General features: G+C 65.6%; 19 protein-coding genes and 1 pseudogene. 6 read left to right on the forward strand and 14 right to left on the reverse strand.

The genetic code is table 11. The features are described 5' to 3' along the window. Positions 1 to 2: 2 nt before the first annotated feature. The 5 genes from csm2 to M1P90_RS29455 all read left to right on the forward strand — a co-directional run bounded on the left by csm2 (position 3) and on the right by M1P90_RS29455 (position 5,058). Positions 3 to 686 carry a type III-A CRISPR-associated protein Csm2 gene (csm2, locus tag M1P90_RS29435; protein WP_483699267.1) on the forward strand — a complete coding sequence of 228 codons (684 nt, stop codon included), beginning with the start codon at positions 3 to 5 and terminating at the stop codon, positions 684 to 686. Positions 687 to 694: 8 nt separating this feature from the next. After that, positions 695 to 1,363, forward strand: a complete 669-nt coding sequence (csm3, locus tag M1P90_RS29440) for a type III-A CRISPR-associated RAMP protein Csm3 (protein ID WP_483699268.1) — start codon at positions 695 to 697, stop codon at positions 1,361 to 1,363. Continuing rightward, positions 1,360 to 2,265, forward strand: a complete 906-nt coding sequence (locus tag M1P90_RS29445; protein ID WP_483699269.1) for a hypothetical protein — start codon at positions 1,360 to 1,362, stop codon at positions 2,263 to 2,265. Before csm3 ends, M1P90_RS29445 begins: the two co-directional genes overlap by 4 nt. Positions 2,266 to 2,314: 49 nt before the next feature. Then, positions 2,315 to 3,274, forward strand: a complete 960-nt coding sequence (gene cas6 / locus M1P90_RS29450) for a CRISPR system precrRNA processing endoribonuclease RAMP protein Cas6 (protein ID WP_483699270.1) — start codon at positions 2,315 to 2,317, stop codon at positions 3,272 to 3,274. 137 nt (positions 3,275 to 3,411) lie between these two features. After that, a complete protein-coding gene (locus M1P90_RS29455) occupies positions 3,412 to 5,058 on the forward strand; it encodes an outer membrane protein assembly factor BamB family protein (RefSeq protein WP_483699271.1) in 1,647 nt (548 codons plus the stop codon). 73 nt (positions 5,059 to 5,131) lie between these two features. Here the strand turns inward: M1P90_RS29455 and M1P90_RS29460 are convergent, their stop codons facing one another. The 5 genes and pseudogenes from M1P90_RS29460 to M1P90_RS29480 all read right to left on the reverse strand — a co-directional run bounded on the left by M1P90_RS29460 (position 5,132) and on the right by M1P90_RS29480 (position 10,981). Further along, positions 5,132 to 5,572, reverse strand: a complete 441-nt coding sequence (locus M1P90_RS29460) for a DinB family protein (protein WP_483699272.1) — start codon at positions 5,570 to 5,572, stop codon at positions 5,132 to 5,134. Between the two features lie 138 nt (positions 5,573 to 5,710). After that, positions 5,711 to 5,938 (reverse strand): annotated as a pseudogene (locus M1P90_RS29465) (2-hydroxymuconate tautomerase); the annotation flags it as partial. A gap of 95 nt (positions 5,939 to 6,033) precedes the next feature. Further along, positions 6,034 to 7,914 (reverse strand): ABC transporter ATP-binding protein, encoded by a 1,881-nt coding sequence (locus M1P90_RS29470; protein WP_483699273.1) that lies wholly within the window; start codon positions 7,912 to 7,914, stop codon positions 6,034 to 6,036. Positions 7,915 to 7,950: 36 nt separating this feature from the next. Beyond that, positions 7,951 to 9,828, reverse strand: coding sequence for an ABC transporter ATP-binding protein (locus tag M1P90_RS29475; RefSeq protein WP_483699274.1), 1,878 nt, complete (start codon positions 9,826 to 9,828; stop codon positions 7,951 to 7,953). Between the two features lie 250 nt (positions 9,829 to 10,078). Next, complete coding sequence (locus tag M1P90_RS29480; RefSeq protein WP_483699275.1) at positions 10,079 to 10,981, reverse strand: LLM class flavin-dependent oxidoreductase; 903 nt, start codon at positions 10,979 to 10,981, stop codon at positions 10,079 to 10,081. An 853-nt stretch (positions 10,982 to 11,834) separates the two neighbouring features. On the opposite strand from M1P90_RS29480, the gene kbl reads away from it, so the two are divergent. Beyond that, the gene (gene kbl / locus M1P90_RS29485; RefSeq protein WP_483699276.1) at positions 11,835 to 13,028 is read left to right on the forward strand and encodes a glycine C-acetyltransferase; all 1,194 of its coding nucleotides are present in this window, start codon (positions 11,835 to 11,837) and stop codon (positions 13,026 to 13,028) included. Between the two features lie 173 nt (positions 13,029 to 13,201). On the opposite strand, the gene M1P90_RS29490 is transcribed toward kbl, so the two are convergent. From M1P90_RS29490 to bchM, 9 genes are all read right to left on the reverse strand, one after another. Then, a complete protein-coding gene (locus M1P90_RS29490; RefSeq protein ID WP_483699277.1) occupies positions 13,202 to 13,483 on the reverse strand; it encodes a hypothetical protein in 282 nt (93 codons plus the stop codon). 349 nt (positions 13,484 to 13,832) lie between these two features. Continuing rightward, positions 13,833 to 15,113 (reverse strand): DUF2087 domain-containing protein, encoded by a 1,281-nt coding sequence (locus M1P90_RS29495; RefSeq protein WP_483699278.1) that lies wholly within the window; start codon positions 15,111 to 15,113, stop codon positions 13,833 to 13,835. Between the two features lie 283 nt (positions 15,114 to 15,396). Further along, complete coding sequence (gene bchD / locus M1P90_RS29500) at positions 15,397 to 17,295, reverse strand: magnesium chelatase ATPase subunit D (protein WP_483699279.1); 1,899 nt, start codon at positions 17,293 to 17,295, stop codon at positions 15,397 to 15,399. A 114-nt stretch (positions 17,296 to 17,409) separates the two neighbouring features. Then, complete coding sequence (gene bchI, locus M1P90_RS29505) at positions 17,410 to 18,525, reverse strand: magnesium chelatase ATPase subunit I (RefSeq protein WP_483699280.1); 1,116 nt, start codon at positions 18,523 to 18,525, stop codon at positions 17,410 to 17,412. Between the two features lie 70 nt (positions 18,526 to 18,595). Next, the gene (locus M1P90_RS29510; protein WP_483699281.1) at positions 18,596 to 19,894 is read right to left on the reverse strand and encodes a BCD family MFS transporter; all 1,299 of its coding nucleotides are present in this window, start codon (positions 19,892 to 19,894) and stop codon (positions 18,596 to 18,598) included. 171 nt (positions 19,895 to 20,065) lie between these two features. Continuing rightward, entirely contained in the window at positions 20,066 to 24,055 is a 3,990-nt protein-coding gene (locus tag M1P90_RS29515; protein WP_483699282.1) for a magnesium chelatase subunit H, read from the reverse strand. Between the two features lie 71 nt (positions 24,056 to 24,126). Then, complete coding sequence (gene acsF, locus M1P90_RS29520; RefSeq protein ID WP_483699283.1) at positions 24,127 to 25,242, reverse strand: magnesium-protoporphyrin IX monomethyl ester (oxidative) cyclase; 1,116 nt, start codon at positions 25,240 to 25,242, stop codon at positions 24,127 to 24,129. Positions 25,243 to 25,321: 79 nt separating this feature from the next. Next, a complete protein-coding gene (locus M1P90_RS29525) occupies positions 25,322 to 25,654 on the reverse strand; it encodes a hypothetical protein (protein WP_483699284.1) in 333 nt (110 codons plus the stop codon). A 15-nt stretch (positions 25,655 to 25,669) separates the two neighbouring features. Then, positions 25,670 to 26,401: a magnesium protoporphyrin IX methyltransferase gene (gene bchM, locus M1P90_RS29530; RefSeq protein ID WP_483699285.1), complete on the reverse strand. Its 732-nt coding sequence runs from the start codon at positions 26,399 to 26,401 to the stop codon at positions 25,670 to 25,672. Positions 26,402 to 26,450 lie beyond the last annotated feature (49 nt).

A 26,450-nucleotide genomic window follows, 5' to 3' on the forward strand; every position in this document is an offset into this window, starting at 1 on the left:
CCATGATGAGTAGCGAACGCGAACAAGGCACCGTCAAAATGTACAGCGCCGAGCGCGGCTTCGGCTTTATCGAGCGGCGCTCGGGCGAAGACGTGTACGTCGCGCGCTCGGTGGTCGAGCGCTCGGGGCTGGGCACCTTGCTGCCTGGCGAGCTGGTGAGCTTCACCATGCGCCGCACCGATCGCGGGTATCAGGCCGAAACCCTGCTGCGCGCCAGCACCATGAACGAGCGCGCCGTTGGTGAAAGCGCCGCGAGCGACAACCCCACACCGCAGAACAGCCGCCTGCATGCCGAATACCTGCGCAGCGGCTATTTCGAAGAGCGCGACAGCCAGGCCAGCATTCGGCCCGAACTGCTCGACGAGCAGGCGATCAGCGTGGCGCAGATGCTGGGCCACTCGGGCATGAAATCGAGCCAGCTGCGCCGCTACCTGAGCCGCGCGCGCGGCATCGAGTCGATCTTCACCAGCGACGGGAGCGCGCAGCGCCTGCACGCGAATGTCAACCTGCTCAAGCGCGATGTTGCCTACCAGGTGGGCCGCAAGCAGCTGCCCGAGCCATTCCAGCAGTTCGTCAACCGCAACCTCGAAGCGTCGGGCAACGACCCCGAGCGCTTCCGGCATGGCTTTATCCCGCATTTCGAAAGCGTCGTAGCGTATTTCACCTATTACTTCCGCGAGCAGTAGGAGTTTGTATGGCGAGTACCCTGACCTCGTATCGCGCAATTCGCGGCACCATTCGCTGCGAAACTGGCCTGCGCATTGGCGGCTCGAATGAGCATGTGGAAATTGGCGAGCTTGAAAATACGATCGTGCGCCACCCAATCAGCGATGAGCCCTACATCCCCGGCTCGACGCTGAAGGGCAAGCTGCGCTCGCTGCTGGAATACCGCTACGACCGGCGCGACATGCGCAACCAGCCAAAAGGCCAGGGCGGGCGCGATGACGGCGAGCCGTGCCAGTGCGGGCGCTGCCTGATCTGCCGCGTGTTTGGGCCGCACAAAAACCCGCGCCACGAGCAAGGCCCCACGCGCGCGCTGTTCCGCGACGCCCAGCTCACCGACGAATCGCGTCAGCTGCTGCTCGACGCGCGCGCCGCGAAGGGCATGTTTTTCACCGAGGTCAAAACCGAAAACATGATCATGCGCACCACCGGCGTGGCCACCAGCCCGCGCATTCAGGAGCGCGTGCCGGCCGGCACGACCTTCACCTTTGCCATCTCGGTGCGCATTTTCAGCGACGACGACGAGGCCGCGATTATGGGCTTGCTTGAAGAAGGCCTGAAACTGCTTGAGCAGGACTATCTGGGCGCGTCGGGCAGCCGTGGCTACGGGCAGGTGCACCTGGAATACAGCCTGGCATGAAAACCTTTCGTGCTGTGATCCGCCCGCAGTCGGCGGCGCGCTCGCCCTGGCAGGCCGACATGCTGTTCGGCCAGATCTGCTGGGCGCTGCGCTACAGCCAGGGCGCGGACGCGCTGGCCGAGTTTCTTGCGCCATTTCGCGCCGGCACGCCGCCCCTGCTCTTTTCGGATGGCTTCCCAGCGGGCTGGATGCCGCGCCCGCTGCTGCCGGGCCGCCCACCCGCGCACCCACTGGCCGCCTGGGTACGCAGCCCGCTGTTCGAGGCGCTGCGCGCTGGCGGCGACGCCGACGACCACGAGCTGCCGCCTTTCACGCAGGGCCGCGCCGAGCCGAAAAACCGCGTGAGCCGCGCAACCGGCCAGGCCCAGCCCGACGAGCAGGGCGCAACGGGTTTTTATACCGACACGCACCTGTTTGCCGAGCCGCAGATCGACGGCAGCGCGCCGCTGGATGTGTGTGTGTTTGTGCGCGCCACCGACGACGCCTGGGCCGAGCGCGCGCGCAGCCTGATTGACGAGCTGGCGCGCGGCGGCTATGGCGGCAGCAAGTCGGCGGGCTATGGGCAGTTCAGCCTGCATAGCTGGCAGCCCTGGCCCGAGTTCGACGCGCCGCTTCCCAATGCAAACGGCTTCATCAGCCTGGCGAACTGGGTGCCGGCGCGCACCGACCCCACCGACGGCTGCTACACCACGCTTGTCAAGCGCGGCAAGCTGGGCGAAGAGCTGGCCAGCAGCGCAAACCCATACAAATACCCGCTGCTGATGCTGGCCGCCGGCGCGTGCTTCCGCACAGGCGGGCCGCCGCAGCCCTGGTATGGCCGCCTGGTCGAGCAGATTGCCGAAGGGCACGCCGAGGTGGTGCACTATGGCTACGCGCTGGCCGTTCCGGCGCGGCTTTCGTAAAACACCCCGCCGCAGGGGATTGACGGCGCAGGCGCGCCAGGGGAAACCGATGCTTGCGACATTTCGCACCACACACTACCGCTTCGAGCTCGAAGCGCTCGACGAGCTGCATATGCCGGCCTATCAGGGCAGCACCTTTCGCGGCGGCTTTGGGCACAGCCTGAAGCAGCTCGTGTGCTTCAACCACGACTGGCGCGCCTGCACGCCCTGCGCCCGCCACAACGACTGCCCCTACGGCTATATTTTCGAAACCACCGCGCCGCTGGAAGGCCCGGCGATGCACCACCTGCACGAAATACCCTCGCCCTTTGTGATCGAGGCGCCGTCGGAAGAGCAGCGCGTGTATCAGGCCGGCGAGCGGCTGGGCTTCGACCTGGTGCTGGTGGGGCAGGCCGACACCTACCTGCCCTATCTGATCATGGCGTTTCAGGATCTGGGGCGCGCTGGCGTGGGGCAGCCGCGCGGGCGCTATGCCCTGCGGCGCGTGCTGGCGCACCACCCCTGGCACGCCACGGAAGAGCTGATGTACGATGGCGCGGATATGCACCTGGGCGGGAGTGGCCTGGGCGTGGGCTGGGACGATGTGGCGGCGCGCGCGGCCAGCCTGCCCGACGACACACTCACGCTGCGCTTCCGCACGCCCACCCGCGTGAAATATCAGCAGACCTACGTGGTACAGCCGGCCTTCCATGTGCTCATGCGCAGCCTGCTGCGGCGCATTTCTTCGCTGGCACTCTTCCATTGCGGCGAAGCGTGGGCCGGCGACATCCACCCGCTGCTGGCGGCCGCCGAAAGCATCGAGACGGGCCAATCCACGCTGCACTGGGTCGATTGGGAGCGTTTCTCGGGCCGCCAGCGCCAGCGCATGACGCTGGGCGGCTTTGTTGGCGAGATCACGTTCCAGGGCGATCTCGCGCCGTTTCGCGAATTGCTGGCGCTTGGCTCGCTGGTGCACGTTGGCAAGGCGGCGGTGTTTGGGCATGGCCGCTACGACATTGTGGGCGCGTAGCCAACGCCCTTCCCCTCGCTCCTACAGCCAATATTTCCCCGCATCGCGCCTAATTCGGTGCAAAACGGCAACCATTGCGCGTTCTATACTATATGGGCGCCAAATGGCGCACGAAAACCTTTCGTGAAGGCACAGCCATGTCGAACTACACTGCGCCGACTGTGTTCAGCTGCCCGCGCTGCAGCGCCTCCATCGCGCTGCAAGGTGACCAAGGCATTTGCAGCTACTGCGGCACGCCGGTCGAGCGGCCGGGCGCGAATTCCAGCACCTCCACTAGCTCCTCGTTTTCGGTGAACGTGTCGACCAGCGCCTACCCGAGCGCCAGGGTCGCGCGGCGCGGCTGGCACCCGCTGCTGGCGCTGTTTCTGGCCGTCCTCACTGCCGCCGGTGGCTTTCTGGCCGGCCGCGCCTCGGTGAACGGCCCGCTCGGCCCGATCGTGGTGCTGCCAACTGGCGTGCCCGCCCCCGGCAACCTCGCCGCCACGGTGATTGCCAGCGTGGGCGTGAGCGACCAGGGCTCGCTGAGCGAATTGCTCGCAACCCTGCCGCGCGACGGCACCGGCGCCGATCTGCTGACCTTTCTGTACCACAGCGATAGCAGCCGCTACACGCTGGCGCTGATCGACGGCGGCAGCCACCAGGCGCGCTGGCAAAGCCCACTGCTGAGCAAAGAAGCCTACCAGGGCGCGTTCGCAATTGGCGACGATTTCATTTTCCTGAGCGACAAAACGGACCTGATGGCGCTGCGCCGCCGCGACGGCAGCGTGGCCTGGCAGGCGACACTGGCGGTTGAGCCGAACAACAGCTGCGAGCGCTGCCTGCGCGCAATTGGCCAGCAGGTGGCGGTGCTGGAAAAAGACAGCACGGTCGAGGTGTTCGACGCGCAGAGCGGCAAGCCCGCGTGGAGCACGCGTTTGAAGCAGAACCCCTACGGCGGGCTGACTGTGGCCGGTGACCGGCTGGTGGTGCTTGAAGAAGGCGAGGGCAAAGACCCAACTTTTATGAATTTCCTCGACCCTGCCACCGGCAAGGTCGCGCTGCAGATCGAGCCGAAATGTCCGGCCGCCCACCCCGGCTTCGACGCGGAGCGCCCCGACTCAAGCTCGTCGATGCTGTTCAGCGACGATGGCACCAGCATGGTCATTCTGTTTGGCTTTTTCGCGCACTGCGCGCAAAGCTGGGATTTACGCAGCGGCACCAAGCTGTGGGAAAGCGGCATGGATAATGCGCAGGTGGCAGTCAACTGGGATGGCGCCGCGCCAGTGGCTGACGCCAACAGCCTCTACACCAGCAATGCGGGCCAGCTTGGGGCGCTAAGCCTTGCCGACGGCACGGTGCGCGCGCTGGCCGAAGATAAGGAATACACTGTCAAGGCCGTGGCCGTGCGCGATGGCACGCTGCTGGTGGCCGCCGCGCCAAACTGGGACTCGCAGCGCCAGGAGCTGTGGGGCGTCGACACGCAGACGGGCAAGCGGCTCTGGCAGCAGAAGCTGCAAGCCCACGAGCTGCGGCGCGGCTCGTCCTCGGGCGATTGGGATGTGCAGCTCACGCAGGCGGGCGTGCTGGTGGCGCAGGTGCTGCGCGATGAATCGCAGCTCGTTGTCGACACGTTTGATATGCAGAGCGGCAAAAGCGTTTTCCACAAACAGCATAGCCTGAGCGACCTGCACATGCCAAGCCTGCGCGCCACCCTGTGGGCCGACGACACTGGCTGGCTGATGCTCGACAACAAGGTCTTTGCGCTCGACCTGAAGAGCGGCGAGCTGAGCTACCAGCTCAATTAGCCTGGTTCAACACAAATACAAGGGCAGCCGGTAGTGTATCGGCTGCCCTTTTGTATGCCTGCCAGCGAACGTGCTACTCGCCGCGCAGCGCCGCCTCGGCCTCGTCCAGGTGCTCGCCACGGTGCCGCGCGCGCTCGACCCAGCGCGGGTTGGTTTCGTACACCGCTTCCAGCAGCGCGGGCGGGTACGCGGCCAGTCGCTCGTCCAGCTCCTCGGCGTTTTCGATGGCGATGCGCACCGCCTCGCGCGGCGGGATGGCCAGCCACAGCGGCAGCGACAGGTCGTTCACAAAAATGTCGAGGTCGGGAATGAACACCGCGCCGTCGCGCTCGGTCTTGTCGAGCACATACATCACCCGCCGATCCCAGAAAGCGATATGCGCGTATACCACGCCAACCGTCCAGTGTTCCCCAACTGGGTGTGCCAGCTCGGCGTCGCTCAAGCGCGCGGCCACGTCGCGCAGGCGCTCGGTCGCGGCGCGGTTGCGGGCATCAAATTCGGAATCGAGAGCCATAGGTTTCCTTTTTGAGTTTACAGGTTGCAGGTTTGCAGGTTGTTCCCACACCGCGTCGTCGGTGGCCTTTCATTGCTTTTCGATACGCACTTCGTGCGGGGCACTCTCAGGCTCCAGGGCGCAAGCTTTCGCCGCTCGTCATTCGGCCGGTTTCTCGGGCGCGGGCGGCGCAAGCGTTTTGCCACCCACCGCCCAGTGCTCGGGCTGAATTTCGTTGATCAGCACGCGCACCTGTTCGGGGCGCACATCCAGCGCGGAAATCACGGCGTCGGTCACCTGCTGCAGCAGCGCGAGCTTGCGCTCGGGCGTGCGGCCGGCCAGCAGGTCGATGCGAACAATTGGCATGTGTTTCCCTTTCCTGAAAGCAAAATACGAATTTAAGCCACAGAGGACACAGAGGGCACGGAGATTTACTTCCTCCTCTGTGCTCTCTGTGCCCTCTGTGGCTGCCCAACGCTTGCCTACAGCGCTGCCACGCCCTCGATATACTCCAGGCTCTGGTGGCGGAAATAGGTGTTATACAGCTCGGCGTAGTGCCCGCCACGCGCCAGCAGCATCTCGTGGTCGCCCTGCTCGATGATCTCGCCCTGGCGCAGCACCACAATCCGGTCGGCGTTGCGCACAGTCGAAAGGCGGTGCGCGATCACAATCGCGGTGCGCCCGGCCAGCACTTCGTCCAGACCCTCCTGAATGAGCGTTTCGGTCAGCGGGTCGATGCTGGCGGTTGCTTCGTCGAGAATGACGATGGCCGGGTCTTGCAGCAGCACGCGGGCAAGCGCGACGATCTGGCGCTGGCCCATGGAAAGGTTCGCGCCGCGCTCACCGGCCTCGGTCGCAAGGCCACGTGGCAGGCTCGCGATCCAGTCGCCGCCGCCAACGTGCCGCGCCACCTGTTCGACCTCGGCGTCGCTGGCGTCGGGGCGGCCGTAGCGAATATTCTCAATCACCGTGCCGTCGAACAGAAACGGCGTTTGCGTCACAATGCCCAGGCGCGCGCGGTAGGCCGCCAGATCAAGCGCGCGAATGTCGTGATTGTCGATCAGAATGCGCCCTTCCTGAAATTCGTAGAAGCGCGCAATCAGCTTGCCAATGCTCGATTTCCCCGAGCCAGTGTGGCCCACCAGCGCCAGCGTTTCGCCGGGGCGGATGTGCAGGTTGAACTCACGCAGTACCCAGTTCGCAGTCGGCACTTCGCGGTCGGCACCTGCCAGCTCGTTGCTCGCTGCCGCTGACTGCTGACTGCCGGCTGCCGGCTGCTTATAGGTGAATCCTACATCCTCAAAGCGAATATCGCCGCGTGGCTGCGCAATCACTTCCGCGCCAATCTGCACCACGCGCGGCTCGGCGTCGATCAGCGCAAACACGCGCTCGCCCGCCGCCAGGCCGATCTGAAACTGGCTCCAGAACGAAGCAATGCTGGTGAGCGGGAACCAGAACATCTGCAAGCCCTGGATGAACAGAAACCAGCCGCCTGCCGTCAGCGCGCCTTCGCGCACCGTCAGGCCGCCGAAGTAGACCAGCAGGGCGGTGGCGATGCCGGCCAGCATATTCAGCACCGGGAAGATGCTGCTGAACACAAAGCGCGTGCGCCGCGTAACCTGAAACGACTGCTCGTTGACCGGCAGGAATTCTTCGTAGATCGCGCGCTCGCGGCGGAAGGTTTTCGCCACCCCAATGCCGCTGATCGTTTCCTGAATGTGCGCGCTTACTGTCGCGTTCACGCGGCGCGACTCGGTGATGGTGCGGCGTGCCATGGCACGAAAGGCCAGCGCCGCGACCACAATCAGCGGCGCAAGGCCGAGCAGAATGAGCGTCAGGCGCGGGCTGACAAACGACAGGTAGGAAATCAGCAGGATGATCATCAGCACCTGGCCGAGCAGGTCCATCGAGAGCGTGATCACCTGCGAGAATGCCTGCGTGTCGGAGTTCACGCGGCTGACGATCTTGCCCGACGGGAACTGGTCGTAGAACGACAGATCGCGCGCGGTCACGGCGTCGAAGGCGTCTTCGCGCATATGCAGCACCACATCCGCGACGGCTTCGGTTGAAAGCCAGCGCCGCAGGGCGTTGAACACCCACGACGTGGCCGAAAGCAGCGAGATCAGGGTCACCAGCCCGGCCAGGCTTGCCAGCGCGGGGCTGGCTTGCAGGCGGTCGAGGCTGCGCGCGATCAGGATCGGCACACTGGTATCGACCAGCGAGGCCAGCACGGTTGTGCCCGCCACAATGCCCATTTTGCGCGCCTGTGGCCGGAAGTAGCTCATGATGCGCGTCACAAGCTGCCGGTCGGTGTAAGTTCGGTCGTATTCCTCGGGGTCGAGGCCATCCATCAGAAAGCCCATGTTTGTCTCCAGTACGCAGTCGGCAGTCGGCAGTCATCAGCTATTCGTCGGCATCGGCAGTGTCTCTGCGGACTGCGTACTGCCAACTGTCGCCGGCTCCAGCGGTGGCAGCTCCACGTCGTAGCGGGCGAAGATGCGGCGGTAGTGCGGCGAGCGGCGAAGCAGCTGGTCGTGCGTGCCAGCGGCAGCGACGCGCCCGTTCTCCAGCAGCAGAATATGGTCGGCCCAGCGGATCTGCGACAGGCGGTGCGTGATCAGGATGGTGGTGCGGCCTTCCTGGGCGCGGCGAATTGCGCGCTGGATCTGGTCTTCCGTCGCGCTATCGATTGCCGAGGTCGAGTCGTCCAGAATCAGGATGCGCGGATTGTTGAGAAACGCGCGCGCCAGCGCCAGCCGCTGGCGTTGCCCGCCCGAAAGCGTCACGCCGCGCTCGCCGATCACGGTGCCATAGCCCTCGGGCAGCGCCGAAATGAACTCGTGCGCCTGGGCATCGCGGGCGGCCTGCTCGATCTGCTCCTGCGACGCGCCGGGCGTGCCAAAGGCAATATTCTCGGCAATCGAGCGCGAGAACAGAAACACGTCCTGCTCGATTTTCGCGATCTGCGAGCGCAGCGACTGCAGGCTCCACTCGCGCACGTCCACGCCATCGATCAGCACGCGCCCGGCGGTGACGTCGTAGGTGCGGTTGATCAGCTGTGTCAGCGCGCTTTTGCCGCTGCCCGTCTGCCCGACGATTGCGACCGTCTGGCCCGGCGCGACGGCAAAGGAGATGTCTTTCAGGACGAAGGACGATGCTTCTTGCTCGTTCGTCAATGGTCGCTCGTCCTTCGTCGGCGTTTCATAGCCAAAATCCACATGCTCAAAGGCAATCGCGCCGGCAATGCTGCCAGCATACCCACCAGCATTTTCGTCCAGCGTCGTTTCGGCGCGAATCACTTCCAGAATGCGCGCGGCGCTGGCAAGGCCCGATTGCACAATCGAGAAGGAAAAGACCGACAGAAAGGTTGGGAAGCGCAGGAGGTTCATCAGCCCGACCGCGCCAACCACTTCGGCCAGGCCAATGCGGCCCTGGCTGTACAGCAGCAGCGCGTGCATCAGCAGCAGGCCGAGCGCGAAGCTGTAGACCAGCAGCGGCAGGTAGGTGGCCTCGATGCGGCCCTGCTGCACAAACGCGCCGCGAAACAGCCGGGCAGTGTGGCCGTACTTGTTCCGCTCGAACTCCTCGCGCGCGCTGGCCTTGACGACCTCGATGCCGGCGACGGTTTCTTCCAGCCCGGCGTTGAGCTTGCCAAACAGGTCGCGCTGCGCCCGCGACACGGGCGAGAGCCGGCGCAGGTAGCGCCGCACCAGGATCAGGTAGCACACCACAAAGCCCAGCGGCACAATCGTCAGCTCGGGGCGCAGCAGTGCCATATACACAATCGGCACCACAAAGCCCATCACCATTTCGAACGACATGCTCACGCCCGGCACAACCATGCTGCTGAGCTGCGTAACATCGTCGGTGGCGCGCGCCATAATATCGCCAACGCGCTGGCGGTCGTGATACGACTGGCTTTTTCCCAGCAGGCTGCCATACAGCTCTTCGCGCGCGTCGGTGGCAATGCGCGCCGCCACGTGCTCAGCCGAAAGGCTGCCCGTAAGCATCGCAAAGCCGTCGGTCATCAGCAGCGCCAGAATGACCAGCGCGATCACCAGCAGGCCATTCGGCGCAGACGGGTTGGTGATCTCTTCGGCGGCGCGCCCGATCTGTACAGGGGCCTGCGCAAACACCAGCCAGGCCAGCGTGTAGCAGCCCATCATCAGCAGCGTTTGCAGCTTGTAGCGCAGAATGTGCGAAATAACCCAGCGCGCCGGGCTGCGGCGGTCGTACTGCCGCGCGTTTGCTACGCGGAATTCTGTCGTCTCAATCACATACTCCCCCTGTCACGATGTTGGCGGCCCGCGCATCATACCATACGCGCATTTGTTCGCCTACCATCGCAAGGCGGAGTATCGGGCTGGCCTTTTGGCTCCTTTTCGGCGGGCGCAGCGATTCGCCCGCGCCAATTTCATACGAGCATGGGGAACAATAGCCACGAAGACTCAAAGGCACGGAGGTCTTCAGGATGCTCTACAATCGTGGCATCTTCGAGTCTTTGTGGCTATTTGAAAATTATCGGGGCTAAGCGCCCGCCCCGCGATACGCGCGCACGACGTCGCCCAGCCAATCCACGATCTCGGGCGTGACGCGCTCGGCGGTGCAGATCAGGTGCGCAACGCCCATGTCGGCGTAGCTGCGGAAAGCTGCCGCCACCTCGGCAACCGAGCCACGCAGCGCGCGCTCGGGCGGCAGCTGCTCGGGGTTTTCGAGCTGCGGCGGCTGAATTATTACGCCAACCGTGGTGGCGAGCGTCGCCGGGTCGCGCCCCTGCTCGGCGCAGGCCGCATCGAGGCGGGCGCGGCGCTCGGGCAGCAGCGTGGGCTGGCCCAGCCAGGCGGTATTCCAGCTGTCGGCGTAGCGCGCAGTGATGCCCAGGAGGCGCGGCTTCGCGCCCGCAATCAGGATCTCGATGCCGCTGGCAGTGGCGTGTGGGCGCAGCTCGCAGTTGGGCGCGCTATAGTATTTGCCGGTGAAATCGACCTTGCCCTCGCGCAGCAGCGGCACAATAATCTGCAAGGCCTCCTCGAAGCGGCTGGCCAGGTGGTCGAACGGGTAGCCGAACGCGTCGAACTCGGGCTGGTGCCAGCCCGCGCCCAGGCCAAAAATGAAGCGTCCGCCGCTGATCTCGTGCAGCGTATCGGCCATTTTCGCCAGCAGCGCGGGGTTGCGGAATGGTGTGCACAGCACGATCGTGCCAAGCTGCACGCGCGTGGTCGCCTCGGCCAGCGCGGCAAGCATCGTCCAGCACTCCCAGATGCCCTCGGTCGGCTTATCGCCGCTGCGGAACAGCAGGTGGTCGTAGAGCCAGATCGAGTCGAGCCCGACTTCCTCAGCGCACTGGGCCACCGCGCGAATGTCGGCATAGCTGGGCGGGCGGCGCACGTCCTCGTCTTCGCCAATCGGCATCACCAGGCCAATTTTCATTGTGTTCTCCTTCATGTGTGCGGGCACGCGCTATCGTAGCATGAATAAGACGCGCGCGGGCGCAATTCTTTTCGCAGGGCGCTTTGCCCCTGCACTCCTTGCTTGGCAAGCAATGCCAGTTTGGAGGTGGTTTATGTTTTCGCAGGGCGCGCTGCCCCTGCACCCCGCTGGGTGTTTAGTCGGGGCCTGCGCGGCCCCGTTCCCCGCGGTTAGGGGCGGCCGCCCGCCCCTAACAACCCCGGCGTCGGGGCCTTGCCCCGAACCCCAAAAAGAGTGTGGCCGGCTGACGAAATGCTCTGCGGTTATGCCTCTGTTGTGCTCACCGCCGGCATCAAAGGATGAGTGAAAGAGAATGGTTAGGAAGCTGGTACAGCATCATTCGTCCATTGCCAGCGATCGGCACAACGGAGGCATGACAAACAAACCTCGCGCCTGATACTCACCTAAAATTTGGGGTTCGGGGCGCAAGCCCCGGCGGCCCTGCGGCCCGAGCAAACTGGTTCTTAGCAGGTACCGCTTCGGGGTTCGGGGCGCAAGCCCCGACGCCGGGCGGGTACCCACGAAGTGGGTGGGGCGGCGTGAGCCCCGGCGGCCCTGCGGCCCGAGCAAACTGGTTCTTAGCAGGTACTGCTTCGGGGTTTGGGGCGCAAGCCCCAGCCGCGGTGCAGGGTGCCGGCGCACCCTGCGGCCACGCGGCCCGAGCGTACAGCATTCGAAAGAGAAAGCCCTCGCGGCACGAGCATACAGCCCTCAAATGAGATGGCCCTCGCGGCCCAAGCGACAAAAAATCTTCCACCCGATGAGTGGTATCATGCCCAAACAAACACAAGAACGAAATGAGAAAGGAACAACGATGTTCGATACTGTGCGCGCCGAGCTTCAGGCCGAGCTCGACCAGATCGAGGCGGCTGGCCTCTACAAGCGCGAGCGCATCATCACCACGGCGCAGGGCGCGGTGATTGGCACCGTGCAAGGCCAGCAGGTGCTGAACTTCTGCGCCAACAACTACCTGGGCCTGTCCTCACACCCCGACGTGATTGCTGCCGGCAAAGCCGCAATCGACACCCACGGCTACGGCATGTCGTCGGTGCGCTTTATTTGCGGCACGCAAGACATCCATAAAGAGCTGGAGGCGCGGCTGTCCGAGTTCCTCGGCACCGAAGATACCATCCTCTACGCGGCGGCATTTGACGCCAACGGCGGCGTGTTCGAGCCGCTGCTGGGCGAGCAGGACGCCGTGATTTCCGACGAACTGAACCACGCCTCGATCATCGACGGCATTCGGCTGTGCAAGGCGCGGCGCTTCCGCTACAAAAACAACGACATGGCCGATCTGGAAGCGCAGCTTGTGGCCGCACAGGGCGCGCGCCGCATTCTGGTCGTGTCGGATGGCGCGTTCTCGATGGACGGCACGATTGCGCAGGTGGGCGCGATCTGCAACCTGGCCGAGCGCTATGGCGCGATGGTGATGATCGACGACAGCCACGCCACTGGCTTCGTTGGCGCGACGGGGCGCGGCTCGCACGAGCGCGCGGGCGCGATGGGCCGGGTCGATATTATCACCGGCACGCTGGGCAAGGCGCTGGGCGGCGCATCGGGTGGCTTCACGGCGGCGCGCAAGGAAATTGTGGCCATGCTGCGCCAGCGCTCGCGGCCCTACCTGTTCTCGAACACGGTTGCCCCGGCGATTGTGGGCGGCACATTACGCGTGCTGGAGCTGCTGAGCGCCACCACCGAGCTGCGCGACCGGCTGGAAGCGAACACGCGCCAGTTTCGCAGCGGCATGGCGGCAGCGGGCTTCAGCATCCCAGCGGGCGAGCACCCGATCGCCCCGGTGATGCTGGGCGACGCGCGCCTGGCCCAGGAGTTTGCGGAGCGCCTGCTGGCCGAGGGCATTTATGTGATTGGCTTTTCCTACCCGGTGGTGCCGCAGGGCAAGGCGCGCATTCGCGTGCAGCTCTCGGCGGCGCACACGCCCGAGCAGATCGACCGGGCGATTGCGGCGTTCAGCAAAGTTGGGCGCGAGCTAGGGGTAATTGGGACGTAGGACGTTGCTGGAGAAGCGAATACCACCAAGGCACGAAAATTCTTTGGAATGAGAACGCGATCTATCCACAGATTACGCAGATTACACAGATACGAGGTCGTTAATCTGCGTTATCTGCGTAATCTGTGGATAAATTTTGAGGATTTTGGACATTTCTCTGACCCAAAGAAAAATCAGTAGCGCAGAAACATCGAGGCCATGAAGATCAGGTAGGTGATTAGCGCGGCAAAGGCGGCTTGATTCGCCAGTGGGTTGGCGCTGTCGGCCCCGCGAATAAAGCACGACGCCGCGAGAAACACCCACACCAGCGCGTGAAACCAGCGCACCACAAACAGGCGCAGCGCCCCTGCCCCGGCCACGCGGTCGGCTGGCCACACCACCACAAAAATGCCCGCGACCACCAGGCACAGCACGCCCCAGGCGAACATTGGCACCCCAAGAAAGCGCGAGTCCATCGGCCCTCCTCATTTCCTGTCGAAACCATGCGTTTCTGCCAGTAAGACGCATGGTTCCCTGTAGAAAGTTGCAGTTGGGCGGCGAACCGAGAACCGAGAACCAGGAACCACAGAACCGAGAACCGAGAACCACAGAACCGAGAACCACAGAACCACAGAACCGAGAACTGAGAACCGAGAACCAGGAACCACAGAACTGGGAACCGAGAACCGGGAACCGAGAACCGAGAACCACAGAACTGGGAACCGAGAGCCGAGACTAACTTTCCAACCCGCAAACCTGCAACCTGCAACCTCGCAAACCTGCAACCTCGCAAACCTGCAACCTGCAAACCTGCAACCTTCCAGGCTATGCGCTCGCTTCCACTCGCCAGTAGCGCGCGCCGTCGGGCGTGCGGCCGATCAGCTTGTTGCTGAACAGCTCGCGCCGCAGCGTAGCGTGGTCGTGGTAGGTATGCCAGGCGTTGATCGTCGCATTCACTTCTTTCTCGCTGTACTCACGCCCGGTCGCGAATTTGTCGGCCAGGTAATGGAGCACCAGCGCGCGATCTTCGCGCCGTGCCGGCCATGTCGTCACGCGGCTTTGCGTGTCGAGGAAGCGGCGCAGCGATTCGGGCTGCCCAGCGCGCGGGTCGGCGTCGAGCCGGGTGGCGTTTTCGGGCGTGAGCAGCTGGCGCAGCAGCCAGAGCACACTGTCGGGGCGGCGCAGCACCAGCCGATAGCGCTTGTTGGCGCCTTCGCCGCGCATTTCGTCCACAAAACCCGCACTCACCAGCTGCTTGATGTGGCGCGACACATTCGGCTGGCTCTGCCCAAGCTGCGCAATAATCTCCTGCGTCGGCAGGTCGCCCTGCGCCAGCAGCTCGAGGATGTGCAGGCGCGTTTCGTCGGCCAGCGCGGCGAATGGGCGCACCAGCTCGATGCGCTTGATTGGCGCGCTGCGCATGGCCAGGTTCTCGGGCGATGGGCGCGCAAACACCCAGATCGTGTCGGCGCTGCCGAAGCGCGACGCGAACAGGCGCACATGCGGGTGCAGCACAAACACGACATGGCGCACGCCACCAAGCTGCGCAGTCAGCCAGTCGGGCAGCTCGCGGTTGAGAATGGCGCGCAGCATGTCGCCGGCGCTGCTGGTGGGGAAATCGCGCTGCTGCAAGAACAGCTGGAAGCCCTGCAATTGCGAAAGCCTGCGCGACCACACGGGCGCGAGCAGGCGTTCCCACAGCTCGCGCAGGTGCCCAACGATCAGCGCATGCAGGGCGGGCGGGTCGGCCAGCAGCGTTTCGGCTTCGGCGCGCAGCTCATTGCTGCCAAGCAGGAGCGCGCCCTCGGGAATGCGCGCGCGCAAGGTTTCGGGCGGCGTGTCGTCGAGCGCGGCAAGGTAGGCTGGGAAATCGGGGAAATCGCGCGCGGGCGTGAGCGCCGCGCCGAATGGCCCAAACACGAGCTGGTTGCGCTGTGCCTGTTCGGGGCTGAGCGCCGCCGCCGTCACGCTCACCCATTCTTCGTCGTCCTGCACATCCATATCGGTGGTGAGCAGCGCAAGGCTCACCAGCGCGCTATGCGCCGGCGCAAGCGCAAATTCATAGGTGATAGGCGGGCTGTAATTTGGCACAAATGGTGATGCCATACTGTCCTCACTTTCTTATTATACGCATATACGCATAATTGAAAGAAATATAGCATGGAAAATGTGAGAGTCAAGTAGGGCGAAGGACGGAGAAGGTGACAAGATGAAGAGGGGAGAGGAAAGCGCAGTAGGCAGTCGGCAGGTGGCAGTAGCCGTGATTTGCAAACCTACGCCTACAAACCCGCAAGCTGCAATACCCAAGCACCTTCGCGTTCTTTGCGCTCTTTGCGGTAGTTTTATTCTCAGCCACCAGTGGTCGGCGGTTGGTGGTCGATGGAACGGCTCAGGCAGGATCGCCGGTGCGCGCGCCGAGGGCGGCGTCGGCGATTTGCGCGCCGCTGGCGTTGGGCAGGTAGATATACTCGCCGCCGAGCCAGCCGGCCAGCTGGCGCGCTTCGCCACGACTGAGGTAGTTGCGCTGTGTGTCGATCACCAGCGAGTGGATGCCGGCGGCGGCGACCTGCCCGGCCAGGCGCTGCAACTCCGTGGCGACACCGCCGCGCTCGGCGCGCACGCCCACATTTGCGCGGCCATCGGTGAGCAGCACCAGCACGGTCTGGTGGATGCCGCGCCCGCGTGCCTGCGCGGCGATCTCAAGCGCGCCAAGCAGCGCGGCAGCGAGGGGCGTACCGCCGCCAGTCGGCAGCAGGTCGAGCGCACGGCGGGCCAGCTCGACGCTCTGCGAGGGTGGCAGCAGCAGCTCGGCACGCTGCCCGCGAAACGCCAGCAGGGCCACGCGGTCGCGGTGGATGTAGGCTTGCTGAAGCAGGGAATGAACCGCGCCTTTGGCCTGCCGCATGCGGTGCAGGGCCATGCTGCCGCTCGCATCCACGGCAAAGCAGAACAGCGCGCCGGCCTTGGATCGGAACTGCTTGATGCGCAGGTCGTCGGCCCGAAGGACGACTGACGAAGGAGCCTTCGACACGCTCAGGGCCGGCCGATTGACGGAGGACGAAGACTGTGTCTCATTGCCCTCTTCGTCGTTGGCCTTTCGTCTTTCGTCCACGCTTCGCAATCGCTGCCATGGCGCGGCGGCGCGCAGGGTCGCGGCCACGTCGATGCGGGCGCGGCGCACGTCGCCGGGGGCGCTGCGCACATGCCGCCCGCGCCGGCCAGCGGTGCTGCCACGCGAGCCGCTGCGCCCGCGCCGCTGGGCGCGGAAGGGCAGCGTGGTGAGGTCGGCGGGCAGCTCAGTGGCAAGCGCGCTGAGCACCTGCTCGTCGGGAAGCTGGGCGTCGGTGGGGGCGGGCTGCTCGTCGCCGTCGTCAGGCGGGCGCTCGTCGGCGGGCGGGGGTGGCGGCGTCTGCTGGGGTTGCGATTCGTCGGGCGGGGGCGGCGGCGCGGGCAGGCGCGTGGCGCGGGGCAAAATCACAAAGCGCGCGGCCAGCTCGATGTCTTCGGGCAGCACCTCGTCGCGCAGGGCCAGCGCCGCCGCCGCGCAGGCCGCCCGCACGGCAAATGCGTCGGCGCGGTGGCCTTCGACGCCGCAGGCGAGGGCAAAGGCGGCAAGCTGCGTGATCTGATCTTCGGTGATGTGTACCTGCGGCAGTTGTTCGCGGGCGGCGGCGACAAGGCCGTGCAGCAGCGCGAATTCGTCCAGCCAAACGTCGGTGGCGCGGCCGTGGGCGCGGTTGCGGCGCACCACCTCGGCGCGCTCGGCGGGTGAGGCGGCGGCGGGCAGCACCACCAGCAGTCCAGCTCGATCGAGCAGGTGGCGGCGCGGCGCGCCTTCGGCGGGGTCGTAGGTGCCGAGCAGGCAGAAACGGGCGGGCGCGCGCGTGCTGATGCCTTCGCGCTCGACCAGCACTTCGCCGCTTTCCAGCGCGCCAAGCAGCTGGTTCGCGCAGCTATCGGCCAGCAGGTTCAGGCCGTCGGCGTAGATGATGCCACCGTGGGCGCGCGCCAACAGACCGGGCCGCAGCACGCGCGCGCCGCTGCGCAGGGTCGCGGCGATGTCGAGCCCGCCCAGCAGCGCATCGTCGTCCGCGCCGAGCGGCAGCTCGACAAAGGGCGCGCGCGCGCCGAACAAGGATTGCGCGCCACGCGCCAGCGTGCTTTTGCCGCTACCGGCGGGCGCTGCCAGCACCAGCCCGCGCAGGCGCGGCTCGACCGCCAGCAGCAGCAGGGCTTGCTGTGCCGGTTCCAGACCAACCAATGCTGGAAAGGGAAGCAACTCGGGCATCGGCGTTGTGCGCTGCCCAGCGCCAGACGCTGGCTACTGGCAGGCGCTCCTATATGAATCGGTCATTCATTATCTCAGAAGGCAGCAGGCAGCAGGCAGCCGGCAGTTTGCTATTTACGCACCTAACGCCGCCACAGCCCGCTCGATCCGGTGGTCGTCGCCGCCCGTTTCGAGCGGGTCTTTGCGCAGGCGGTGGCGCAGCGAAAGCAGGGCCACGCGCGCCACGTCGGTAGGCTGGGCGGAAGGCCGCCCCTCAAGCGCGGCCAGCGCCACTGCCGCGCGGCAAAGCGTCAGCTCGCCACGGTGGCCGTCGATGGCGAGCGTGGCACACAGCTCGGCCGCCGCCAGCAGGGCCGCGTCGGACAGATCGACGGCGGGCAGGCGCTTCTGGGCGGCGCGAATGCTGCGCTGGAGCTTGGCCTGGGCCTTTTCCCACTTTTCGGCAAAGGCGCACGGGTCGAGGTCGAAGGCGCGGCGGCGGCGCACGATCTCCACGCGCTCGGGAACGTCGGCAATGGTGGTGATGCGCGCGTGGAGGCCGAAGCGGTCGAGCAGCTGCGGGCGCAGGTCGCCTTCTTCGGGGTTGCCGCTGCCCACCAGCACAAAGCGCGCCGGGTGGCGCACGCTCACGCCCTCGCGCTCGACGACGTTCACGCCGCTTTGCGCGACATCGAGCAGCAGATCGACCAGATGATCTTCCAGCAGGTTGACTTCGTCGATGTAGAGAAAGCCGCGATTGGCGCGCGCCAGCAGGCCGGGCGCAAAGGCCTGCACGCCTTCCACCAGCGCCCGCTCGATGTCGAGCGCGCCAACGACGCGATCTTCGGTTGCGCCGAGCGGCAGATCGACGACCGGGACGGAGCGCGACGCAGAGGCGAAGCGTGCCCGCCGCAGGGGCGAAGCATTCTCTGGCGCTGCAGCCGCAGGCAATGCTTCGCCCCTACAGTGCGGGCACACCGGCGAAGGCGCGGCGGGGTCGCAGCCGTAGGGGCAGCCGAGCACCACGCGCATGGGCGGCAGCAGCGCGGCGAGCGCGCGCACGGCGGTGCTTTTGGCGGTGCCACGGTGGCCCATCACCATCACGCCGCCGATGCTCGGATCGACCACGCACAGCAGCAGCGCGAGCTTCAGCTCGGCCTGGCCGACGATTGCGGCGAAGGGGTAGGTGGGCAGGGCGTCAGTTTTGAGTTTTGAGTTTTGAGTTTTGAGTTCGGCGGCGTTTGTATGCACGGTCAACCTTCTTCATTTGCAGGATGCGAATCGCGGTCACTCAACACTCAACACTCATCATTCATCACTCTCAGGCGTCTCCCGCCAGCGCGACCAGTTCCGTGAGCGTTGGCTGGTGGCTGCGGAAGGCGCGCACGTCGATCTGGCGCAGCAGCAGGAGCGAGCCGGCCAGCATGATCGCTTCCAGCAGAAACACGGTGATGTAGCCACTGGATGGGTTGCCCGTGGCGGCGGTGACGAGGTCGCGCAGCACGCCGCCAAGCAGCATGCCCGCGCCACGCGCCAGCGCGTCGGCCAGGCCCCACGCGCCAATGAACAGACCCACCTGCTCGGGCGTGGTCATGTCGAGCATGAGCGCGAGGTTGGTGCTGGTGGCAATGCCGGTGCCAAAGCCCAGCGCGAAGATGCCGGGCACGAACAGCGGCTGAATTTGCAGCAAGCCGCTCGCGGCGATCAGCAGCAGACCAGCGGTGGCGAGCAGGCCGCCCAGCAGCGCGCCGGTCTTTTTGCTGAGCCAGCGGCTGAGCAGCAGGCCCTGCAAGAGCAGCGCGATCAGCGTTGCGCCGCCCCATGTGGCGGTGAGTTGCGTGGTTTCCGCAACCGACATGCCGAAGGCTTGCGCGCCAAACGGCTCCAGCAGAATGTCCTGGCCGAGAATGGCGGCCAGCAGCAGAATCAGGTACACAAAGAAGCGGCGCGCTTGGGCATTCCCCATTACGGCGCGCAGTGCGGCGCGCTGGCTGGCGCGCGATTGTTCGGCCGGCAGGTTGCCGCGCGGCTCCAGCCCCACCAGGCCAAGCGCCGCAATGCCAAGCGCGATCAATCCGCCAGTGTCGAACACGCGCAAGAGGCGCGCCGGGTCGTACTGCGCCAGCGCCCGCCCGGTGATGATCGCGGTGATGATAATGCTGACGATCATCATGAACCACATGATCGCAATCGTGCGCGAGCGCTGGCGCTCTTCCGAAAGGTCGCTGGCGAGCGACAGGTAGCTCACTACGGCGAGGTTGTAGCCGACGCCCCACGCGCCAAAGGCCAGCGCGCCCAGCAGCAGGCCCAGCGGCAAGCTGCCCGGCATGAGCATGGCCGCGCGCGGCGTCAGTACCGCGCCGCCGATGCACAAGAGCAGCCCCAGCAGGATGTAGGGCGTGCGGCGGTAGCCCGCGATCGGGTGGGTGTCGGAGTGCTGGCCGACCCAGACCTGCAGCGGCGACAGGAAGTAGGGCAGCACGACCAGCACCGCCACCAGCGACGCCAGGATGTTCAGGTCGTGGATCATCACGCGGTTGAGCACGCCGTTGATCAGCACGAATGTGATCGCGACGGACACGTGCAGCAGCCCGAGACGAATGTTTTTGAAGATCGACATGCGCCCCCCTTTCAGCGACGAGGGAACGGGCGTATTGCTCTACGCCCCCCAGCACTGACGACCGAATAATTCACCACAGAGGCACGGAGGGTTTAAGGTTGGCAAGTTGCAGGTTGGCAAGTTCGCAAGGAACGTGCAAACATTCTAACCTGCAACCTGCAACTCTTAGCACTATCCGCCCACCGCCAGTTGCTGCGTCCCAACGCCTTCCATGCGGTCTTCCAGGTCGCCGTAGATTTGCTGAAGCGCGGCAAGCGTCGCTTCGTCGGCCTGCCAGAAACCGCGATCGCTGGCCTCCAGCAGGCGGCGCGCAATGGCGGCGGTGGCGTGCGCGTTCAGGCCGGTCATGCGCTCGCGCAGCGCCTCATCGAGCAGGAAGGTGTCGGCGACGCCCTGGTAGACCCAACCCTCCACGGCGGCGGTGGTGGCGCTCCAGCCGTAGGTGTTGCCCACACGCGCCTCGATCTCGTGCACGCCCTGGTAGCCGTGCGCCAGCATGGCCTCGAACCACTTTGGGTTGAGCAGCTTGGCGCGCGTCTCCAGCCGCACCATCTGCTCCAGCGAGCTGAGCCGCCCGGTGGTAGTGATCGCGTCGGCCACCAGCACGGGCGGGCGCGCGCCGCGCAGCTTCTCGACGCTCTTGGTCACGCCGCCCAGGTTTTCGTAGTAGTGGTCGATGTCGCTGATGCCGACCTCGAAGCTGTCGATATTCTGGAAGGTCGCGTCGACGGTGGCGAGCGCGCGCTCCAGCACCGGGCGGGCTTCGCGCCACTCGCCGCGCTGACCGTAGGCAAAGCTTTTGCGCCCCAGAAAGGCATCCGCGAGCTGGCTGTCGTCGTCCCAGTTGCTGCTCTCGACGATGTGGTTGACGTTTGCGCCATAGCTGCCGGGCGCATTGGCGAACACGCGCGTCGACGCCTCGGCCAGCGGCACGCCCAGGTCGGCGGCCTGCGCCAGCGCGTGCTTGCGCACAAAATTGAACTCGCAGGGCTCGTCGGCGGCGGCAGCCATGCGCGCAGCCTTGTCGATCAGCATCATCTGGTGAGTCAGCAGGTCGCGGAAAATGCCGCTCACCGTCACCACCACGTCGATGCGCGGGCGGCGCAATTCGGCCAGCGGCAGCAGCGCCACATCGCTGACCTTCCCTAGCTCGTCGAGCACGACCCGCGCGCCCAGCAGCGCCAGCGCCTGCGCCACGCCTTCGCCATCGCTCTTGAGGTTGTCGGCACCCCACAGCACCAGCGCCACGGTTTCAGGCAGCTGACCCTGCTCCTGCGTCAGCCGCTCGATCAGCTCTTCCATCAGGCGCTCGCCGGCTTGCTGGGCGGCTGCCGATGGCACGCGGAAGGGATCGAGGCCGTGAATGTTGCGCCCGGTTGGCACGACCGCCGGGTTGCGCACGACGTCGTTGGCGGGCGAGGGCGGGATGTAGCCGCCGGCCAGCGCGTGGAGCAGGCCGTTGACTTCCTGCTCGTTGGTGATGTTGTTCAGCAGATCGTAGAGGTAGGTCCACAGCGAGCGCAGCTCGCCGGGGCGGATGCCGGCCGCCTGCTGCAAGTGCGCCTCGGCAGCGGCGTAGATCGTCGCCTGGAGGTCGGGCGTGCGGGCGCTGGCGGCGTGTTCTGTATAGGCCTCTACGAACAGGCGCATGGCCTGTTTCACAATCGCGTCGATCTGCTCCCAGCGCGCCTGCGCCTGCGCGTCACGCGCCAGATTCACGCGCAGGGCTTCGTAGTCCCAGCCCAGGCGCGCGGCAACCAGCTGCGGCAGCGGCTCGGGCGTGGTCGCGCCAGCCAGCACCGGGCGGTAGAAGGCCGCCACCAGCGCCAGAATGTCGGCCAGCTCGGGCGCGCCGGGCGTGCTGCCCAGCACATGCAGGCCGACCGGGATCATGCGCTGCTCGACCAGCAGCAGCTCGTGGGCCAGCGCGGCGACGTATTCTGTATGGGCGAAGCATTCCGCCGAACTGCTGGGCGAAACTTCGCGTGTATCAGCGGAATGCTTCGCCCCTACGCCGATTTTATCGGCCTGCACCCGAATGTCTTCCAGCAGCTCAGCGCTGGGGCGCTGGCGGTAGCTGTCGATGCTGTCTTTCAGCAGGCGCAAGCCGCGATACAGGCCGGCCTGCTGCAGCGGCGGCACCATGTAGCTCACCAGGGTGGCGGAGCCGCGCCGCTTGGCGATGGTCGCCTCACTCGGGTTGTTGACGCTGTAGTAGTAGAAGTTGGGCAGGCCGCCAAGCAGACGCACCGGCCAGCAGCGGCTGCTCAGGCCCACCTGCTTGCCGGGCATGAATTCCAGCGCGCCATGCGTGCCGAAATGCACCACCGCATCGGCGTCGAACACGCGGTCGATCCAGGTGTAGAAGGCCGCAAAGCCGTGGTGCGGCGCAGCGTCTTTCGCCATCAGCAGGCGCATGGGGTCGCGCTCGTAGCCGAAGCTGGGCTGAATGCCAACAAACACCTGCCCGAACTGCGCGCCAAGAATGTGGAAGTTCTTGCCGTCGTTGAGCAGCTCGCCGGGCGCAAGGCCCCAGAAAGGCTCGATGTCGGCGTAGTCGGGGAAAAGCCGCCGGTAGTCGCCCACGCCGAGCTGCGCCGCGACATTGCCGTCGGTGCCGTAGATCGGCGCGTTGCCCTCGACAATCCGCGCGCGCAGTGCCTCGACGCTGGGCGGCAGATCGACGCTGTAGCCTTCGGATTGCAGGCGCAGCAGCAGGGTGTGCAGGCTGGCAAACACATCGAGGTAGGCGGCGGTGCCGATGTTGCCGAGCGTGGGCGGGAAGTTGAACAGCACCACGGCGACGCGCTTGGCCGCATTCGGCTTGCGGCGCAGTGCCACCCGCCGCGCCACCCGGTCGGCCGCGCGCTCGATCTGGTCGGGCAGCGCCACAAAGCGGTCGCTGCCTTCGGTTGGGCCGCCAAACACCAGCGGCTCGGCGGCGGCGTCCAGCTCGGGCAGGGCCACGTTCATTGCCACCTGCATGGGCGCGAGGCCGGTGTCGTCGCGCTGCCATTCTTCCACGCGCTGAAACGCCAGCGGAATCATGTCGAAATAGGCGACATCGAGCGCCTCAAGCGCGGCGCGCGCTTCTTCGGGGCGGCTTTCGGCCATGCCGCCGATCAGCGAGAAACCCGCGCCGTTCAGGAGGATGTCGATATCTGTGCCATGCAAGGACGAAGCATTCGCCCGGCTTGGCGGCATTGCAGACGACGCACTACCAGGCGAATGCTTCGCCCGTACGCTGCGGAAGAAGCTCTCGATCGCCGGGCGGAAGTCGAGGCCGGCGCCGTAGGCCATGCGCACGTCGAGGCCGCGCGCCTCCAGGGCGCGATGCAGCGCATGGAGGTGGGCAGTGTTGCCGCTCAGCGCAACCGTGCGCAGCGAGAGCAGGCCGACCGTGCCGTTGGACGAAGGACCATGGACGAAGGACGAAGATGCTTTTGCCTTTCGTCGTTCGTCTTTCGTCTTTCGTCCTTCCTGCCATTTCTGGTAGCTCGCCAGGTCGGCGAAGGGCGCGGGCGCGTCGGGGTGCAGCAGCGCCACGTCGGGGTACTCAATCGGTTCCTCGACGGGCAGCCTGCCTTTGTAGCCGGGCACATAGCGCTCGATCAGCAGCAGCAGCATGCGCCGCAGGTTTTCTTCCGAGCAGTGCATCCAGTACTGATGCACGACGATGTAGGTGTGCAGATCGCGCGCCTTGCCGGGCAGGTGCTTCAAAATCTTGCCGAGGTTGCGCAGCATGGCAAGCTGGCGCTGGCTTTCGCCGTGGCCACTTTTCGGGCGGAACTTGCGCGCCCAGGCCAGCAGCGGCGAGGTCGGCCGCTCGGCGCTTTCGCGCGCCCGCAGCTCGAACTTGCCGATCCGCGTCATGCGGATCAGCGCGGGGTTGCTGGTGATGATGCACACCGGCGTGGCTGTTTTGGCCAGCACCTGCTGTAAGGGGCGCACGTATTCTTCGCCAAACAGCATCGAGCCGAAGATCATGTTGGCCCGCGCTGCGTCTGCGGCGAGGCGCGCCCAGTCGGCGGCGCTGCGCAGGTTGTTGGCGTCGTACAGGCCCAACTCAAGCGCAATGCCGTGCTCGCGCTGCAGCCGCCCGGCCGCCGCACGCAGGGCAGCCGCGTGGTTGCCATCCATCGTCAGGAAAATGAAGCGCATAGTTTCTCCAGTTGGCAGTCAGCAGTGAGCAGGAGGCAGCAGCTTGGTGCCAACTGCCAACTGCCGACCGCTCAGGCGGATACAGCGCGTTCCTGCAAGCGCGGGCCGGGGTAGTTCGGGAAGCCGGCCAGCCCCTGCCAGCGGTTCGCCGCCGTGGTGACCTGCGCGGGCAGGCGGAACGTTGACAGCAGGCGCAGGCCGAGGGCAGACTTCAGGCGCGCCGAGCGCAGCTTCGAGATCGCGTCGCCGCGTGCGTCGAGCTGGCGGCTCAGCGCATCGTAGCGCGCGCAGGCGTCGAGATTCCTGAAGAACTGCGGGTGGTCGACCGGCAGCGTCACCGGGTAAACCTGCGAGCTGATCTGGTTGGTCAGCCGAATGACGCGCTGGTCGTACTCGCGCCAGTTCAGGCCCAGCGCGCTGTAGAAATCGGCGCGGCGGGCGTCGTTCAGATACATCGTCGCGTACACGGCCAGCAGGAAGAAGCGAATCCAGCGCTGGTTCACGCCCTGCAGCAGCTCGGGCTGCGAGCGCATCAGCAGCGAGAAAAACTCGCCGTGGCGGTATTCGTCGTTGCACCACTTCTCGAACCACTTGAAAATCGGGTGGATCAGGTTCTGCGGGTTTTTCTGCAGGTGCCGGTAGATCTCGATGTAGCGTGCATAGCCGATTTTCTCAGAAAGGTAGACCGAGTAGAAAATGAACTTGGGCTTGAAGTAGGTATATTTCTTGCGCGTATGCAGAATGTTCAGATTCATCTCCACACGCAGGTCGGCCATGGTTTTGTTGAGGAAGCCGGCGTGGCGGCCTTCGTCGCGGCTCATGCACTGGAAGATCCGGCGCATCGTTGGGTCTTTCAGGTGCTTAACCATCTCGGCATACAGGATGCAGCCGCTGAACTCGGCAGTGCAGCTGCGCTCAAGAAACTCGACAAACTGCGCGCGCACGGGCATGTCGTCGAAGCCGGCCAGAAATTCCTCGTTGCGCAGAAAGTGGCCCTTGTTGTAGTCGTGCTCGAACTCGCCGCGGATCCACTCAAACTCGTCGCGCATATGGTCGACGTGGAGCTTATCGACGGCTTTGTAATCGGTGGTGTAGAAGCGCGGCGTCAGGATGGCTTCCTGCATCGCGTGCTCGGTGGTGGGCGAGAACTCGCCCGGCATCTGCATCATCAGCGGGTTGAAGAACATCGAAAACCTCCAGTAGGCAGTAGGCGGTCGGCAGTTGGCGGCGGGCAGTGATAACTGCCACCTGCAAACTGCAAACTGCTCACGGGTGTTCCACCAGCTCGTTGATTTCGGCCAGGCTGCTGCGCTTGACGACGTTGCGCTTGAGCCAGCTGGCTTTGTACAGGCGCACGCGGCTGGGGTAGGTCAGCTCGCCGGGCGTCTGGCCATGATCCTGCGGCACCGTCAGGATGTGCAGCGTGTCGCCCGGCTGAATTTCCATCTCGGGCGGCATGTCGACGTGGAGGTGGAAGTGCTCGTGCTCGCTCTGCAGGTGGATCAGCGCGTCGCCTTCGCGCACAACCTCGCGCCGGTACCACTGGGCCAGCACCGCGCCGGCCACCCCCAGCAGCAGAAAGATCATCAGCTTGTTCATTGCTGCTCCTTTGTTTCAGTGCCGCGCAGCTTCCACCAGCGTTACGTGGTAGAAGCCGTGGCTGATGCGCGCGGTGCGGCGGATCGCCAGCCCGCTCGCGCCCAGCACCCGCGCGACCTCGCGGGGCGGGATCATTTGGATTTCGGTGCGGCGGTGCGCGCTTGGGAAGCGCCCGCCCAGCCAGTGCAGCCCGGCCAGCAGCGGGCTGTGCGGCGCGTAGGTAAACACCAGCGCGCCCCGCGTGCGCTTGGCCAGCGCCCCCGCGATCGTCGCGAAATCGGCGGCCGGGTAGTGCACCAGCACATCCAGGCAGGCCACTGCGTCGAAGGTGCCGTCCACGGCTTCCACATCGGCCACGCGCGTTTCGGTCTGCGCGGCCAGCCCGGCATCGCGCAGCGCGGCGGCGGCGGCGGCGACCATCTGCGGCGCAAGATCCACGGCAGTAACGTGCAGCCCGCGCCGCGCCAGCGCCAGGCTTAGCAAGCCGGTGCCGCAGCCGGCGTCGAGAACGGACGAAGGACCAAGGACGGAGGACGAAGGTTGGTCATTCGTCGTTGGTCGGTCGTCGGCGCGCAGCGCCTCGCACAGCCATTGCTCGGCCAGCGCCAGCATGCGCGCGTGCCCCTGGCGGATCGTGCGGCGGATACGCGACACCTCGGCATCGCCGTAGATCGCGCTCCAGCGCTCGAAGCCCTGGCCGTCGAAATAGGCCAGCAGGCGGGATTTATGATTATGCGATAGTTCCATAGTGTTGAGTTTTGAGTGTTGAGTGTTGAGTTGACCAAACCAACTCAAC

The sequence above is a fragment of the Kouleothrix sp. 19917 genome (assembly GCF_057073505.1).

What these genes read in the sequence shown, in the direction of transcription:
- csm2 (WP_483699267.1), top strand. Translation starts at nt 3, where the DNA reads ATGATGAGTAGCGAACGCGAACAAGGCACCGTCAAAATGTACAGCGCC.
- csm3 (WP_483699268.1), top strand. Translation starts at nt 695, where the DNA reads ATGGCGAGTACCCTGACCTCGTATCGCGCAATTCGCGGCACCATTCGC.
- M1P90_RS29445 (WP_483699269.1), top strand. Translation starts at nt 1,360, where the DNA reads ATGAAAACCTTTCGTGCTGTGATCCGCCCGCAGTCGGCGGCGCGCTCG.
- cas6 (WP_483699270.1), top strand. Translation starts at nt 2,315, where the DNA reads ATGCTTGCGACATTTCGCACCACACACTACCGCTTCGAGCTCGAAGCG.
- M1P90_RS29455 (WP_483699271.1), top strand. Translation starts at nt 3,412, where the DNA reads ATGTCGAACTACACTGCGCCGACTGTGTTCAGCTGCCCGCGCTGCAGC.
- M1P90_RS29460 (WP_483699272.1), bottom strand. Translation starts at nt 5,572, where the DNA reads ATGGCTCTCGATTCCGAATTTGATGCCCGCAACCGCGCCGCGACCGAG.
- M1P90_RS29470 (WP_483699273.1), bottom strand. Translation starts at nt 7,914, where the DNA reads ATGGGCTTTCTGATGGATGGCCTCGACCCCGAGGAATACGACCGAACT.
- M1P90_RS29480 (WP_483699275.1), bottom strand. Translation starts at nt 10,981, where the DNA reads ATGAAAATTGGCCTGGTGATGCCGATTGGCGAAGACGAGGACGTGCGC.
- kbl (WP_483699276.1), top strand. Translation starts at nt 11,835, where the DNA reads ATGTTCGATACTGTGCGCGCCGAGCTTCAGGCCGAGCTCGACCAGATC.
- M1P90_RS29490 (WP_483699277.1), bottom strand. Translation starts at nt 13,483, where the DNA reads ATGGACTCGCGCTTTCTTGGGGTGCCAATGTTCGCCTGGGGCGTGCTG.
- M1P90_RS29495 (WP_483699278.1), bottom strand. Translation starts at nt 15,113, where the DNA reads ATGGCATCACCATTTGTGCCAAATTACAGCCCGCCTATCACCTATGAA.
- bchD (WP_483699279.1), bottom strand. Translation starts at nt 17,295, where the DNA reads ATGCCCGAGTTGCTTCCCTTTCCAGCATTGGTTGGTCTGGAACCGGCA.
- M1P90_RS29510 (WP_483699281.1), bottom strand. Translation starts at nt 19,894, where the DNA reads ATGTCGATCTTCAAAAACATTCGTCTCGGGCTGCTGCACGTGTCCGTC.
- M1P90_RS29515 (WP_483699282.1), bottom strand. Translation starts at nt 24,055, where the DNA reads ATGCGCTTCATTTTCCTGACGATGGATGGCAACCACGCGGCTGCCCTG.
- acsF (WP_483699283.1), bottom strand. Translation starts at nt 25,242, where the DNA reads ATGTTCTTCAACCCGCTGATGATGCAGATGCCGGGCGAGTTCTCGCCC.
- M1P90_RS29525 (WP_483699284.1), bottom strand. Translation starts at nt 25,654, where the DNA reads ATGAACAAGCTGATGATCTTTCTGCTGCTGGGGGTGGCCGGCGCGGTG.
- bchM (WP_483699285.1), bottom strand. Translation starts at nt 26,401, where the DNA reads ATGGAACTATCGCATAATCATAAATCCCGCCTGCTGGCCTATTTCGAC.